Origin of the sequence: Micromonospora sp. M61 (genome assembly GCF_018070245.1) — a bacterium.
Lineage (GTDB): Bacteria > Actinomycetota > Actinomycetes > Mycobacteriales > Micromonosporaceae > Micromonospora > Micromonospora zamorensis.
Window position 1 is genome coordinate 15,343 of sequence record NZ_JAGPYA010000025.1, and the last position, 13,406, is coordinate 28,748.

Below are 13,406 nucleotides of genomic sequence, written 5' to 3' on the forward strand. Positions count from 1 at the left end.
GGGAGCGCAGGTGCTGGTACTGCTCGTCCTCCACCTCGTGGCGGCTCTCGCCGCGCCTCTGCTCGTGCGGTGGTGGGGATCCAATGCCTGCTACGCCCTGGCGCTGGCGCCAGCCGCCGCGTTCTGCTGGGCGCTGGCCCGCACCCCGGCTGTCAGCGACGGCGGGGCCGTGGTCGAGACGTACCCGTGGATCGGGCAGTTGGGCCTGGACATCGCGTTGCGGCTCACCACGCTGTCCTGGTTGATGACGCTGCTGATCGGCGGCATCGGTGCGCTGGTGCTGGTCTACAGTGCCCGCTACTTCGACGCCCGCTCGACCGGCCTCGCGCAGTTCGCCGGGGTCCTGGTCGCGTTCGCCGGCGCGATGCTCGTCCTGGTCCTCGCCGACGACCTGCTGCTGCTCTACGTCGGTTGGGAACTGACCACGATCTTCTCGTACCTGCTGATCGGGCACAGCACCGAACGGCGCTCCAGCCGGTGGGCGGCGGCGCAGGCGTTGACCGTCACCACGCTGGGTGGGCTCGCCATGCTGGTCGGGTTCATCATGCTGGGCGAGCACGCCGGCACCTACCGCTGGTCGGGGATCGTCGCCCAGCCACTGCCTGGCGGCGGCTACCTGGTGGGCGCCGTGCTGCTCATCCTGGCCGGTGCGCTGTCCAAGTCGGCGATCCTGCCCTTCAGCTCCTGGCTGCCGGTCGCGATGGCGGCACCCACGCCGGTCAGCGCGTACCTGCACGCCGCCGCCATGGTCAAGGCCGGCGTCTACCTGGTCGGGCTGCTCGCGCCGGCGCTCGCCACTGTCGGTCCGTGGCGACCGGTGGTGCAGATCGCCGGCGTGGCCACCATGCTGCTCGGCGGTTGGGCCGCGTTGCGGCAGACCGATCTGAAGCTGCTGCTGGCGTACGGAACGGTCAGTCAGCTCGGCCTCCTGATCGCGGTGACCGGGTCCGGCACCCCGGACGCCGCTCTGGCCGGCGCGGCGATGTTGCTGGCGCACGCGTTGTTCAAGTCGGCGTTGTTCCTGGTCGTCGGCGTCATCGACCACGGCGCCGGCACCCGTGACCTGCGCGAGCTGTCCGGGCTGCGGCACTGGTCCAGGCCGCTGTTCGTGGTCGCGGTGCTGGCCGCGGCGTCGATGGCCGGTGTGCCGCCGCTGGTCGGCTTCGTGTCCAAGGAGGCGGTGTTCGGGGCGTTCACCGATCAGCCGGTGCTCCTCACCGGCCTGGTCGCCGGGACGGTGCTCACCGTCGCTTACAGCGCCCGCTTCCTCTGGGGCGCGTTCGCCGACCGGCCGGGGGTGGAACCGGTCCAGTCGGAACCCATCGCCGCGTCCCTGCTGGTCCCGCCGGCGGTGCTCGCCGGGGTCGGTCTGCTCGCCGGTCCGGCCGCGGGTGTGCTGGACAAGCTGCTGCGTCCGTACGCCGATCTGCTCGGTGGGGTCGACGCGCACCTGGCGCTGTGGTCCGGGCCGACCCCGGCGCTCGCCCTGTCCGTGGTGGCGCTCGTCGGTGGCGGCCTGCTGTTCGCCGTGCGCGGGCCGTTGGCCCCGGTGCTGGCCCGGCTCCGCTCGCCGGTGGGAGGCAATCAGGGGTACGAGTGGATCGTGGGCCGGTTCGACCGGTTGGCCATCGAGGTCACCGGCGCGACCCAGCGCGGTTCCCTGCCGCAGTATCTGGGCATCATCCTGGTCACCCTCGTGCTGGTGCCCGGCACGGCCATGGTCTCCGCCAGCCCGTGGAGGGCCCGGATCCCGCTCTGGGACAACCTGCTGCAACCGGTGGTCGTCCTGGTGATCGCGGTCGCCGCGGTGCTGGCGGTCGGTGCCCGCCGTCGCCTGACCGCGATGCTGCTGGTGGGGATGACCGGCTACGGCACCGCGATGCTGTTCGTCCTGCACGGCGCGCCCGACCTGGCGCTCACCCAGTTCCTGGTGGAGACCGCGACGATAGCGGTCTTCGTGCTGGTGCTGCGGCGCCTGCCGGAGCGTTTCTCGGCCCGTCCGTTGCGGCGGACCCGCTGGGTTCGTCGGGCGATCGGGGTGGCGGTGGGTGTGGTGGCCGCCGGGCTGGCCCTCACGGCCGTCGGCGCCCGCCGGGCACCGGACATCAGTGCCGCCTTCCCGGACCTGGCGGTGCTGGAGGGGTACGGCCGCAACGTGGTCAACGTGACACTGGTCGACATCCGGGCCTGGGACACCATGGGCGAGCTGTCGGTGCTGGTGGTGGCCGCGACCGGGGTGGCCAGCCTGATCTTCGAGCGGTCCCGGACCGGGCCGCGGCCGCGCCGACCGGAGTCCGATCAGCGGGTGGACGAACCCGGCCGGCCGGTGTGGCTGCGCGGCGGTCCCACCCTCTACGAGGAGCGCCGCTCGATCGTGTTGGAGGTGGTCATCCGGCTGATCTTCCACACCGTGGTGCTGTTCTCCCTCTTCCTGCTGTTCTCCGGGCACAACGCGCCGGGCGGTGGCTTCGCCGGCGGTCTGGTGGCGGGTCTCGCCCTGGTGGTCCGCTATCTGGCCGGCGGTCGGTACGAGCTGACCGAGGCGGCGCCGGTCGGCGCCGGTCCGATCCTCGGCGCCGGCCTGGCCATGGCGGTGGGCAGCGGAGTGGTGGCGCTGCTGGTCGGCGGGTCGGTGCTGGAGAGCGCCAAGGTCGACCGGTCCCTGCCGCTGATCGGGGACGTCCACCTGGTCACGTCGCTCTTCTTCGACATCGGTGTCTACCTGGTCGTGATCGGGTTGGTGCTGGACATCCTGCGCAGCCTCGGCGCCGAGGTGGACCGGCACATCGAGGCCACCGGAACGGCCACCGGCGGCCTGGCCGTCGACAAGGGGGACCGGGCATGACGGAGAGCGGTGCGGGACCGACGCTGGTGCTGGTGCTGGCCGTCGCGGTGCTGGTCGGGTGCGGGGTGATCCTGCTGTTGGAGCGCAGCCTGACCCGGATCCTGCTCGGGGTGATCCTGATCGGCAACGGGGTGAACCTGTTGATCCTGCTGGGTGGGCGCTCGGGTGGGGCGCCGATCGTCGGCACCGGTGCGGTGGGGCAGATGAGTGATCCGCTGCCGCAGGCGATGGTGTTGACCGCCATCGTGATCACCTTCGGGTTCACCGCGTTCCTGCTCGCGGTGGCGTACCGCAGCTGGTATCTCACCGGCGACGACGAGGTGCCCGACGACCTGGAGGACCGGCAGATCATCCGCCGGGCGGGCCGGAACGAGGCGGGCGCCGTCGACCACGGTGGAGAGGGCCCGGACGCCGATCCGGAGCAGGTCGATCCCGAGCCCGCCCGCCGTCGGCTCCGACGGGGGAAGGAGTCGTGATGAGCGCGTTGGTGCCGCTGCCGGTGGTGGTGCCACTGCTCGGTGCGGCGCTGACCCTGCTGCTGGCCGGGAAGCCCCGACTCCAGCGCGCGATCAGCGTGTTCTGCCTGGGCGGCACTCTCGCCGTGGCGTTGCTGCTGCTCGTGCAGGCGTACCGGCACGGGCCGGTGGTGGTGGCGGTCGGTGGGTGGCCGGCACCGGTCGGCATCGTGCTGGTCGCCGACCAGTTGGCCGCGCTGATGGTGGTGGTCTCGTCGGCGGTGACCCTCTGCGTGCTGCTGTACTCGATCGGCCAGGGCGGCAGCGAGACGAGCGAGTCCGCCCCGGTGTCGATCTTCCACCCGACGTACCTGGTGCTCACCGCGGGCGTCACCAACGCGTTCCTGGCCGGTGACCTGTTCAACCTCTTCGTCGGCTTCGAGATCCTGCTGGCCGCGAGCTTCGTGCTGATCACGCTGGGAGGCACCGAGACCCGGATCCGCACCGGGTCGACGTACGTGGTGGTCAGCATCCTCTCCTCGATGATCTTCCTGACGTCGGTGGGTCTGGTGTACGCGGCCACCGGCACGCTCAACCTCGCCCAGCTCGCCCAGCGTCTCGACGACCTGCCCGACGGCGTCCGACTCGCCCTGGAGCTGATGCTGTTGCTGGCGTTCGCGATCAAGGCGGCGGTCTTCCCGCTGTCGGCCTGGTTGCCGGACAGCTACCCGACCGCACCGGCCCCGGTCACCGCCGTCTTCGCGGGCCTGCTCACCAAGGTGGGCGTGTACGCGATCATCCGCACCGAGACGTTGCTGTTTCCCGGTGGGCACGCGGACACGTTGCTCATGGTCGTCGCCGGTCTGACCATGGTGATCGGCATCCTCGGCGCGGTGGCCCAGTCCGATCTGAAGCGGCTCTTCTCGTTCACCCTGGTCAGCCACATCGGCTACATGATCTTCGGGGTGGCGTTGAGCACTGTCGCCGGGCTCTCCGGCGCGATCTTCTACGTGGTGCACCACATCACCATCCAGACCACGTTGTTCCTCGTCGCCGGGCTGGTCGAGGAGCGCGCGGGCAGCACCGACCTGCGCCGCATCGGCGGGCTGGCCCGGGTGGCGCCGCTGCTGGGTGTGCTGTTCTTCGTGCCGGCCATGAACCTCGCCGGTGTGCCGCCGTTCTCCGGTTTCCTCGGCAAGCTCGGCCTGCTCCAGGCCGGCGTGGCGGCCGGCGGGCCGCTGCCGGGGGTGCTGGTGGCGGCTGGCACGGTGACCAGCCTGCTCACCCTCTACGTGGCGTCCCGGGTGTGGAACATCGCCTTCTGGCGCGCGCCCCGGCTGGCCACCAGCGAGCCGGCCGTCCCACTGCCGAGGCTGATGATCGGGGCGACAGTTGCCCTGGTCACCCTAGGGCTGGGGCTGACCCTGCTGGCCGGTCCGCTCTTCGACGTCACCACGGACGCGGCCGCCGACCTGCGGCTGCGCACCCCGTACGTGCATGCCGTGCTGCCGGGCGGTGTGCCGTGACCGGCACCCCCGAGCCGGCTCCCGACGCCCCCGGGCCCGCCGTGGTGGGGCGTGGCCGGCTCGGGCGCTGGCGCGACCAGGTGGTGGCACTCGGGTGGCTGGTGGTGGTCTGGAACCTGCTCTGGGGCGACGTCAGCTGGGGCAACCTGATCGGCGGCCTGCTGGTGGGGGGCGCGGTGCTGGTGTTCTACCCGCTGCCGGCGGTCAGCTTCGGCGGCCGGCTGCGGCCCGGGGCGCTGCTGGTCTTCGCCGGCCGGTTCGTCGTCGAGCTGGTCAGCGCGAGCCTGCACGTCGCCCGGATCGCCGTGCAACCCGGCTACCGGCCGCGCGGCGCGATCATCGGGGTCCAGTTGCGGGTGCCCAGCGACCTGAACCTGGCGCTCACCGCCGAGGCGGTCTCGCTGGTGCCGGGCACGTTGATCCTCGAGGTGGACCGGGATTCCGGAACGCTCTACCTGCACGTGCTGGACACCCACGGGCCGGCTGACCTGGAGGTGGCCCGGCAACGCACCCTCACCATCGAGCGGCGGATCGTCCGTGCGGTGGGCTCGGCCGCCGAACTGCGCCGTATCGAGACCGACCCGTCCGAGAAGGGAACCCGCTCGTGACCACGTTCCTGGCCGTCGTCCTCACCGTCCTGCTGTCGGTGACCGCGCTGCTCGCGCTGGTGCGCCTCTACCGGGGCCCGTCACTGGTGGACCGGGTGATCGCCGCGGACATGCTGCTCGCCACCATGGTCGGCGCGGTGGGCGCCGAGGCGGCGGTCAACCGGCACGCCACTACACTGCCCGTGCTGGTGGTGCTCTCCCTGCTCGGCTTCGTGGGTTCGGTGTCGCTGGTCCGCTTCGCGGTCCGGGAGCAGCAGTGATCGCCACCATCGCGGACTGGCTGGGCGCCGGTTGTCTGGTGGCCGGTGCCGTGCTCGGCCTGGCCGCCGCGATCGGCGTGCTGCGGTTCCCGGACGCGCTGAGCCGGATGCACGCGGCCACGAAGCCGCAGGTGCTCGGGGTGCTGCTGTTGCTGCTGGGGATCATGTTGCGGCTGCGGTCCCCGGCGGACCTGGGCATGATCCTGCTGGTGGCGGTCTTCCAGTTGGCGACCGCACCGGTCGCGGCCCAGATGATCGGGCGGGCCGCGTACCGGTCGGGGCGACTCGATCGGAGTCTCCTCGACGCCGATGAGCTGGCCGAACGCGGTTCCGGCACGGGGCCGGCGGGGCCGGCGTGACGGCCTGGGGCGGGGCCGCGTGAAGGCGTGCGGCGGGGCCGGCGTGACGGCCTGGGATGGTGTCGGCGAACCGGACGATCCGCTCCTTCGGCCCACCCCCAGCGGAGTCCCAGCCAGCGCCGATAAAATAGCGGCATGATCGACTCTTCTGCCCAGGAGGGCAGCAGTAGCCAGCCGGGTCGTGCCCGGCATATCCCCGTACCGACGACCCCGGGAGCCCTGAGCGACCCGTGTTGATCGTCGTTGGTCTTCTTCTGATTACTCTCCTCACTGCCGCCACCGGCTATTTCGTGGCGCAGGAGTTCGGCTATGTCGCCGTGGACCGGGGCAAGCTGCGCCAGCTTGCCGATGACGGCGACGCCGCCGCCGCCCGGGCCCTGACCGTCACCAGCCGGCTCTCCTTCATGCTCTCCGGCGCCCAACTCGGCATCACGGTCACCGCCCTGCTGGTCGGTTACGTCGCCGAGCCGTTCCTCGGCGGCGGCCTCGCCGACCTGTTCGGCGTGGCGGGCGTCAGCGAGGCGGTCAGCCTGCCGCTCTCGGTGGCGTTGGCCCTGGTCATCGCCACCATCGTGCAGATGGTCCTCGGCGAGCTGGCCCCGAAGAACCTGGCCATCGCGCGGGCCGAGCAACTGGCCCGGGCGCTGAGCCGGTCCACCCTGATCTACCTGGCCGTCGCCGGTCCGCTGATCCACCTCTTCGACCGGGCATCGGTACGCCTGCTGCGCCGGATCGGCATCGAGCCGATCGAGGAGCTGCCCAGCGGCGCCACCCCGGCGGACCTGGAACAGATCATCGCCGAGTCCCGCGAGGAGGGCAGCCTCGACGTCGAGATGTCCACGCTGCTCGACCGAGGTCTGGACTTCCGGGAGCTGACCGCCGGGGAGGCCATGGTGCCCCGGGTCGACGTGCACACCGTACGGGCGCACGAGCCGGTCAGCCGGGTGGTCGAGCTGCTGGACACCGGTCACTCCCGCTTCCCGGTACGCGGTACGGAGGGCGTCGACGACCTGATCGGCGTGGTCGGCATCGCCGACGTGCTCGGCGTACCCCCGGGGGAGCGGGCGACCACCCCGGTGAGTGCGGTGGCGGGGCCGCCGCTGCTCGTACCGGAGACGTTGCCCCTGCCCACGGTGCTCGACCGCCTGCGGTCCGGTCATCGGCAGATGGCGTGTGTGGTCGACGAGTACGGCGGCTTCGCCGGCGTGATCACGCTGGAGGACATCGCCGAGGAGCTGGTCGGCCCGATCCGGGACGAGGACGACCCACCGGAGCGGGCACCCGCCCGGCAGGACGACGGGTCCTGGGTGGTGCCGGCCCGCTGGCGGATCGACGAGGTCGCCGACAGCACCGGCATCGCCCTGCCCGAGGCCCCGGAGTACGACACCCTGTCCGGGTTGGTGATGCGGGAGCTGGGTCGGGTGCCGGAGGTCGGTGACCGGCTGGAGATCAGCCTGCAACCCGAGGGAGCGGACGGCGAGGTCGACGAGGCGGAGCCCCGCGCGTTGGTCGAGGTGCTGGCCGTGGACCGGCACGTGGCCGACTCGGTGCGGCTTCAGCTCACCAAACCGGGGGTGAGCGCGTGAGCGCGAGGAGTGAGCTTGCGAGCACCGCAGTCGCGAATGAAGGAAGGCACCGATGAGCCCCGGGATCGCGCTGTTCAGTTCGGTGGTCCTGCTGGCGCTGAACGGGTTCTTCGTGGCCGCCGAGTTCGCCCTGGTGGCCAGCAAGCGCTACCGCCTGGAGCAGGCGGCGGCGAACGGTGGTCGGGCGGCACGCGCCGCGCTGGATGGCGTCCGCGAGCTGTCGCTGATGCTGGCCGGGGCGCAGCTCGGCATCACGCTGTGCACACTGGGTCTCGGCGCGTTGGCCGAGCCGGCGATCGAGCACCTGCTCAGCCCCCTGCTGCACGCGGTGGGCCTGCCGGACGCGGCCAGTCACCTGATCGCCCTGATCTTCGCCCTCGGGGTGGTCACCTTCCTGCACCTGGTGGTGGGGGAGATGGCACCGAAGTCCTGGGCGATCACCGACGCGGAGCGCTCGGCGACGCTGCTCGCCCTGCCGTTCCGCGCCTTCGCCCGGGTGTCCCGGCCGGTGCTGTCCGCGCTCAACGCCCTGGCCAACGCGATCCTGCGGCTGTTCGGGGTCAACCAGCAGGACCAGCTCGCCCAGGTGCACGGCCCGGACGAGCTGCGGATCCTGCTGGAGCAGTCCCGTGAGCACGGGCTGCTCGGCGCCGAGCAGCACCAGCTGCTGACCAGCATGCTGGAGTTGCAGGGCACGTCGGTGGCGCAGGTGATGGAGCCGTTCGCCACCATGGTGACCGTCCGTCGGGATGACCCGGCCGGGCGGATCGAGGAGGTCAGCCGCGACAGCGGGCGGTCCCGGCTCGCGGTGCTCGACGAGGCGGGCGACGTCTGCGGCCTCGTGCACGTCCGGGAGGCGGTGCGGGTGGTCACCACTGGTCGCGTCGCCACCGCCGGCGAGTTGATGACACCCGCGTTCACCCTGCCGGCGACGTCCTCGGTCACCGAGGCGGTGGCGGCGATGCGGGCGCGGCAGTCGCAGCTCGCGTTGGTGCGCAACGGCGGTGGCCCGGCCCGGCCGATCGGGTTCGTCGCGCTGGAGGACCTCCTGGAGGAGGTCATCGGCGAGTTCGACGACGAGACCGACACCGTCCCGCGCGGGCGTCGGTTGCGCTGACCTGCCGACCCGGCCGCACTCACGAAGTGCGGCCGGGTCAGCGGTCGGCACGGCAGCGGGCTTGAGCGGACCCCGACCGGGTAGGCGCGCCTGGTGGGGCCGGCGGGGCCCCGTCCCGGGAGGGGGCGCGCGGTGCGGTTGACGGGAGTGTCCCCGGAGTCCGGTGGGACCGGGCTGTCCGTGCAGACCACGCTCCCCAACCCGAGCACCCGGCCGGGCCTGCGCCTGCCGGGGCGGGTGACCCTCGCGGCCGGCCCGGAGGACGTGCTGGTGCGGCACATCCGGCTCGGTCTCGTCACCACTGTCGAACCGGACGACCCGGCCGCCCCCCGGCGTCTCATGCAGTTCCACCAACTACCGATCGCCGGCCGGTTCGTCGTGCCCGCTGGTCGGCGGCGGGCGGTCGACTTCGCGTTGCCGCTGCCCTGGGAGACCCCGGTGACCACGTTCGGTGGGGTGCCGCTGCTGAGCCTGCGGATGGGTCTGCGGACCGAGGTGTCCCTCGACCCCGATCTCGACCAGGGCGCCATGGTGCCGGTCTTCGTGCATCCGCTCCCGACGCAGCAGCACGTGCTGGCGGCGCTGGACACCCTCGGTTTCATGATCCGTCAGTCCGGGTTGCTGCAGGGTGGGCTGCCCGGGGTGGAGCACACCCTGCCCCTGCACCAGCGCTGGGGCTACTGGGTGGGGCCGCTCTACGCCGGCCCGATCACCGAGCTGGAGGTGATCTTCGTGACGAACTCGGCGGGCCTGGAGGCGATCCTCTGGATGGATCGTCGGCTGGCGCTGGCCGGGATCACCCACCAGAGCATCAGCCGGGTCCGGATCTGGCACGAGGACGCCGAGCGGCGGGACTGGGTCGCCACCGTTGACGGCTGGATCCGGCAGGCGATCAACCGGCACGCCGCCGCGGCCGCGCACGCCGACTGGTCCGCGCAGATCGCGGGGTCCGCCCACGTCAGCCGCCACCCCGACGAGCCGATCCGACCCGGTTACGGCCTCGGCGGCACCGCTGGCGGTGCCGGCGTGGGAGGCGGCGGCTCCGGCGGCGGCGACGGCACCTGACGCCGCAGCCGGGTCAGCCGGCGCTGGCTGTGGCCAGCTTGAGGCTGAAGGCCAGGAACAGGGCTGCCACGGCGGTGGTGCCGCCGGCCGCCAGGCGGCGGCGCTGGCGGAACTGCGCGGCCAGGAAAGTGCCCGCGAAGATCAACGCGGTCAGGTACAGCGCGCTGGTCACCTGGGCGATCAGGCCGAGCAGCAGGAACGACAGCGCCGGCCAGGCATAGCCGGGGTCGACGAACTGGATGAAGAACGAGATGAAGAACAGGATCGCCTTCGGGTTCAGCAGGCTGATCACCAGCGCCTTGCGGAACGGGCTGCGCATCGCCGCCGGCTCCGCGGCGTCGATGAGCCGGGGCGTGTTCGGGTCGTTGCGGTCGCGCCAGCGCCGCCAGGCGCCGAGCAGCATCGTCACCCCGACATAACCGAGGTACGCGGCACCCACGTACTTGATCACCATGAACAACGGGGGGTACGCCTTGAGCAGCGACGCCACCCCGGCGGCGGAGAGGAACATCAGCACCCAGTCGCCGACGAACACGCCAGCGGCGGCCCGGTAGCCGACCGCGACACCCCGTTTGGCTGCGGTCGAGAGCACGAAGAGTGAGTTAGGCCCGGGCAGCAGAATGATGGCCACGGTGCCCAGCACGTACGTCCAGATGTCGGTGATCCCCAGCACGCCCGCCATCATCACGCCACCGGTGCCGTCCGCAGAAGTCTTTCTCGCAGCGTGGCCTGTGCGTTCGGCCACTCGTCGACGGTCATCGCGTACTGGACGGTGTCCCGCCAGGAGCCGTCCGGGCGTTGCCGGTGCATCCGCAGCACCCCTTCCCGGGTCGCGCCGAGGCGTTCGATGGCCGCCTGGGAGCGGACGTTGCGGATGTCGGTGTGCCACGCCACCCGTACCGCCCCAAGGTCGTCGAAGGCCCGCCTGAGCAGCAGCAGCTTCGCCTCGGTGTTGATCCCGGTACGCCACCAGGGCCGGCCGAGGTAGGTGTACCCGATCGCCACCGAGCGCCGCTCCGGATCGATCTCGTAGTAGGACGTGGTGCCGACCATCGCTCCGGTCGCCGCACACCGCTGCACCCAGGCCACCCGCTCGCCCCGGTGCTGGGCGGCCAGGGCGGTGCCGATCACCTTGGCGGTCTCACCCGGTGTGCTGGGCCGGGTGCTGCCGAGGTGCTGCCACACCTCCGCGTCGTCGGTGGCGGCGTGCAGCTCGTCTGCGTGCGCCGGGTCCAGCGGCTCCAGCCGGACGTGCTCGCCGTGCAGCGTCACGGGGTCGTGCCAGGGCGTGCGGGCCGTCCGCAGGTACGCCGGCAGTGGTGCGGTGACTCCGGCGTCCGGCTCGGGTTGCCCGGCGGTCACCCGCAGCGGCAGCACCCCGGCCCAGTGCGGTAGGTGCAGGTCGTCCTCGTCCTCGCGCACCCCGCCGCTGCGGGCCCGGACGGACACCTCGTGCAGGGGCAACGCCAAGACGGCGGTTTCCGCCAACTCCCGCCGGCTGGGCGGGCGGGTCTGGGTGCTGCGTCCCGCGCCGACCTTCTCCACCAGCGCGGTGAGCATGGCGAGCTTCTCTCGCTCGTCGGTGACCAGTCGGGCGGTGCCGTGCGCGACGACCGAGCGGTAGTTGGCGCTGTGGTGGAACTGGGACCGGGCGTAGACCAGCCCGTCGAGCACTGTCACCGCGACGCAGACCGGGAGACCCTCACCCCGGGCGGCGAGCAGTGGCCGGCTGCCGGTGGAGCCGTGCAGGTAGAGCGTGTCGCCGATGCGGACGTGCAGGGTGGGCAGCACCCGGGGCTGGCCGTCGACGGTGAAGCCGAGCGCGCAGTCGTACGCCTCGTCGAGCACGGCGTGTGCGGCGGCCCGGTCGTAGCTCATCCGGTCGCGGGAACGGTGGGGTGTGGTCCGGGCGGTGGGTGGATACATGCGCGCGCCCCTTTGTTCTAGTACAATCTCCTGTTTGTGTCAGCACGCTATCAGCTCAGTGGTACGACGGCCGTCGAGATTTCGGCCAGCATCGAGTCAGGCATCCGTACGGGCGCCCTTCCTCCGGGGGCCGCGCTGCCACCGGTGCGGGCACTCGCCGCCGAGCTGGGCGTCAGCCCGGCCACCGTCGCCCGCGCCTACCAGGAGCTGCGCCAGCGTGGTCTGCTCGCCACCGCCGGTCGGCACGGCACCCGGGTGCGCCCCCGCCCACCGGTGGCCGCCCGCCGCTCCGCGCTGCGCCCCGCCCCGTTACCCGGAGCCCGTGACCTGTCCCGGGGGGAACCCGATCCCCGGTTGCTCCCGCCGCTGGGCCCGCACCTGGCGGCGCTCGCCGCCGACGCCGGCCCGCCGGTCGGCTACTCCCATGCCGGCGTCCTGCCCGAGCTGGCCGAGGCTGCTCGCGCCCGACTGGGCGCCGACGGCGTACCGGCCGGGGAACTCACCCTCACCGGCGGCGCGCTGGACGGCATCGAGCGGCTGCTCGGCGCCCATCTGCGTCCCGGCGACGCGGTGGCCGTGGAGGACCCGGGCTGGGCCAACCTGCTGGACCTGGTCGCCGCGCTGGGGCTGCGCCCGATCGGCGTACCGCTGGACGACGAGGGTCCGCTGGTGGCCGGGGTGGCCGCCGCGCTCGCCGCCGGAGCGCGGGCGCTGGTGGTCACCAGCCGGGCGCAGAACCCGACCGGCGCAGCCGTCTCCGCCGCCCGCGCCGAGGAGCTGCGGGCGCTGCTCGCCGGCCGGCGGGACGTGCTGCTGATCGAGGACGACCACGCCGCAGAGCTGGCCCGCGTACCCCTGCACCCGCTGGCCGGGGCGACCGCGAGCTGGGCCTTCCTGCGGTCGGTGAGCAAACCCTTCGGCCCCGACCTGCGGCTCGCGGTGCTGGTCGGCGACGAGACCACTGTGGCCCGGGTGGCCGGCCGGACGCGCGTCGGTGCCGGCTGGGTCTCCACGGTGCTGCAACGGCTGGTCCTCGCCCTCTGGCGGGACCCGACGGTCGACGAGCTGGTGCGGCGGGCGGCGCAGAGCTACGAGCAGCGGCGTGACGGCCTGCTGACCGCGCTGGCGGAGCACGGCCTGAGCGCGCACGGCCGCAGCGGCATCAACGTCTGGCTGCCGGTGCAGGACGAGACCAGCGCGGTCACCGCGTTGCGTGACGCCGGTTGGGCGGTGGCCCCCGGCGCCCTCTACCGGATCGCCGCCCCGCCCGCCCTGCGCGTCACCGTCAGCTCCCTGGACGCCGACGACCTGGCACCCCTGGCCGCCGCCCTGGCCCACGCCACCAACCCCACCCCGCCGCCGGGCTTCCCCACCTGACCAGACCTCGTCCCGAGGCGCGGCCGGCAGGTTGCGGCAGAAAGCGCACGGTTGCGGTGATTCGGGGCGGACGGGATGGGTATGCGGGCCGCCGGAGGTGGGGGTCATGGCTTCAGGTGGGGCGCGCAAGGGAATCTGGATCGCGGTGGCGTTGGCGATCATCATCATCGTCATCGTGCTGATCGCGATCTCTTCCGGCGGCGACGGCGGCGGCAACGGGTACTGACGCGCGTCGGCGGGCGACACCGCGCCGGGGCGTACCCGGCACGAAGCATCGAACAG

12 protein-coding genes are annotated in these 13,406 nt (G+C 72.5%); 10 read left to right on the plus strand and 2 right to left on the minus strand.

The annotated features are described in order from the left end of the window. The first annotated feature begins 10 nt into the window (after nt 1-10). From KBX34_RS16285 to KBX34_RS16325, 9 genes are all read left to right on the plus strand, one after another. Nucleotides 11-2,845: a Na+/H+ antiporter subunit A gene (locus tag KBX34_RS16285; RefSeq protein ID WP_210925682.1), complete on the plus strand. Its 2,835-nt coding sequence runs from the start codon at nt 11-13 to the stop codon at nt 2,843-2,845. Then, nucleotides 2,842-3,321, plus strand: a complete 480-nt coding sequence (locus KBX34_RS16290; protein WP_210925684.1) for a Na(+)/H(+) antiporter subunit C — start codon at nt 2,842-2,844, stop codon at nt 3,319-3,321. Before KBX34_RS16285 ends, KBX34_RS16290 begins: the two co-directional genes overlap by 4 nt. Further along, nucleotides 3,321-4,826, plus strand: a complete 1,506-nt coding sequence (locus KBX34_RS16295; RefSeq protein ID WP_141908297.1) for a Na+/H+ antiporter subunit D — start codon at nt 3,321-3,323, stop codon at nt 4,824-4,826. The genes KBX34_RS16290 and KBX34_RS16295 overlap by 1 nt, the downstream gene beginning before the upstream one ends. Beyond that, complete coding sequence (locus tag KBX34_RS16300) at nt 4,823-5,434, plus strand: Na+/H+ antiporter subunit E (protein ID WP_210792242.1); 612 nt, start codon at nt 4,823-4,825, stop codon at nt 5,432-5,434. The genes KBX34_RS16295 and KBX34_RS16300 overlap by 4 nt, the downstream gene beginning before the upstream one ends. After that, complete coding sequence (locus tag KBX34_RS16305) at nt 5,431-5,694, plus strand: monovalent cation/H+ antiporter complex subunit F (RefSeq protein WP_088946747.1); 264 nt, start codon at nt 5,431-5,433, stop codon at nt 5,692-5,694. The genes KBX34_RS16300 and KBX34_RS16305 overlap by 4 nt, the downstream gene beginning before the upstream one ends. Further along, nucleotides 5,694-6,053, plus strand: coding sequence for a monovalent cation/H(+) antiporter subunit G (gene mnhG / locus KBX34_RS16310; RefSeq protein WP_141912432.1), 360 nt, complete (start codon nt 5,694-5,696; stop codon nt 6,051-6,053). Before KBX34_RS16305 ends, mnhG begins: the two co-directional genes overlap by 1 nt. Before the next feature lie 230 nt (nt 6,054-6,283). After that, complete coding sequence (locus KBX34_RS16315; protein ID WP_088946748.1) at nt 6,284-7,639, plus strand: hemolysin family protein; 1,356 nt, start codon at nt 6,284-6,286, stop codon at nt 7,637-7,639. 52 nt (nt 7,640-7,691) lie between these two features. Then, the gene (locus KBX34_RS16320; protein ID WP_088946749.1) at nt 7,692-8,756 is read left to right on the plus strand and encodes a hemolysin family protein; all 1,065 of its coding nucleotides are present in this window, start codon (nt 7,692-7,694) and stop codon (nt 8,754-8,756) included. Nucleotides 8,757-8,888: 132 nt separating this feature from the next. After that, entirely contained in the window at nt 8,889-9,821 is a 933-nt protein-coding gene (locus tag KBX34_RS16325) for a sporulation protein (RefSeq protein ID WP_210925686.1), read from the plus strand. Nucleotides 9,822-9,834: 13 nt separating this feature from the next. On the opposite strand, the gene leuE is transcribed toward KBX34_RS16325, so the two are convergent. Together leuE and KBX34_RS16335 are read right to left on the minus strand one after the other, a co-directional pair. Then, a complete protein-coding gene (leuE, locus tag KBX34_RS16330; protein WP_210925688.1) occupies nt 9,835-10,506 on the minus strand; it encodes a leucine efflux protein LeuE in 672 nt (223 codons plus the stop codon). Next, nucleotides 10,506-11,747: a bifunctional pyridoxamine 5'-phosphate oxidase family protein/GNAT family N-acetyltransferase gene (locus KBX34_RS16335; RefSeq protein WP_210925689.1), complete on the minus strand. Its 1,242-nt coding sequence runs from the start codon at nt 11,745-11,747 to the stop codon at nt 10,506-10,508. The genes leuE and KBX34_RS16335 overlap by 1 nt, the downstream gene beginning before the upstream one ends. 36 nt (nt 11,748-11,783) lie before the next feature. On the opposite strand from KBX34_RS16335, the gene KBX34_RS16340 reads away from it, so the two are divergent. Further along, nucleotides 11,784-13,124 (plus strand): aminotransferase class I/II-fold pyridoxal phosphate-dependent enzyme, encoded by a 1,341-nt coding sequence (locus KBX34_RS16340; RefSeq protein ID WP_210925691.1) that lies wholly within the window; start codon nt 11,784-11,786, stop codon nt 13,122-13,124. Nucleotides 13,125-13,406 lie beyond the last annotated feature (282 nt).

What these genes read in the sequence shown, in the direction of transcription:
- KBX34_RS16290 (WP_210925684.1), top strand. Translation starts at nt 2,842, where the DNA reads ATGACGGAGAGCGGTGCGGGACCGACGCTGGTGCTGGTGCTGGCCGTC.
- KBX34_RS16320 (WP_088946749.1), top strand. Translation starts at nt 7,692, where the DNA reads ATGAGCCCCGGGATCGCGCTGTTCAGTTCGGTGGTCCTGCTGGCGCTG.
- leuE (WP_210925688.1), bottom strand. Translation starts at nt 10,506, where the DNA reads ATGATGGCGGGCGTGCTGGGGATCACCGACATCTGGACGTACGTGCTG.
- KBX34_RS16295 (WP_141908297.1), top strand. Translation starts at nt 3,321, where the DNA reads ATGAGCGCGTTGGTGCCGCTGCCGGTGGTGGTGCCACTGCTCGGTGCG.
- KBX34_RS16335 (WP_210925689.1), bottom strand. Translation starts at nt 11,747, where the DNA reads ATGTATCCACCCACCGCCCGGACCACACCCCACCGTTCCCGCGACCGG.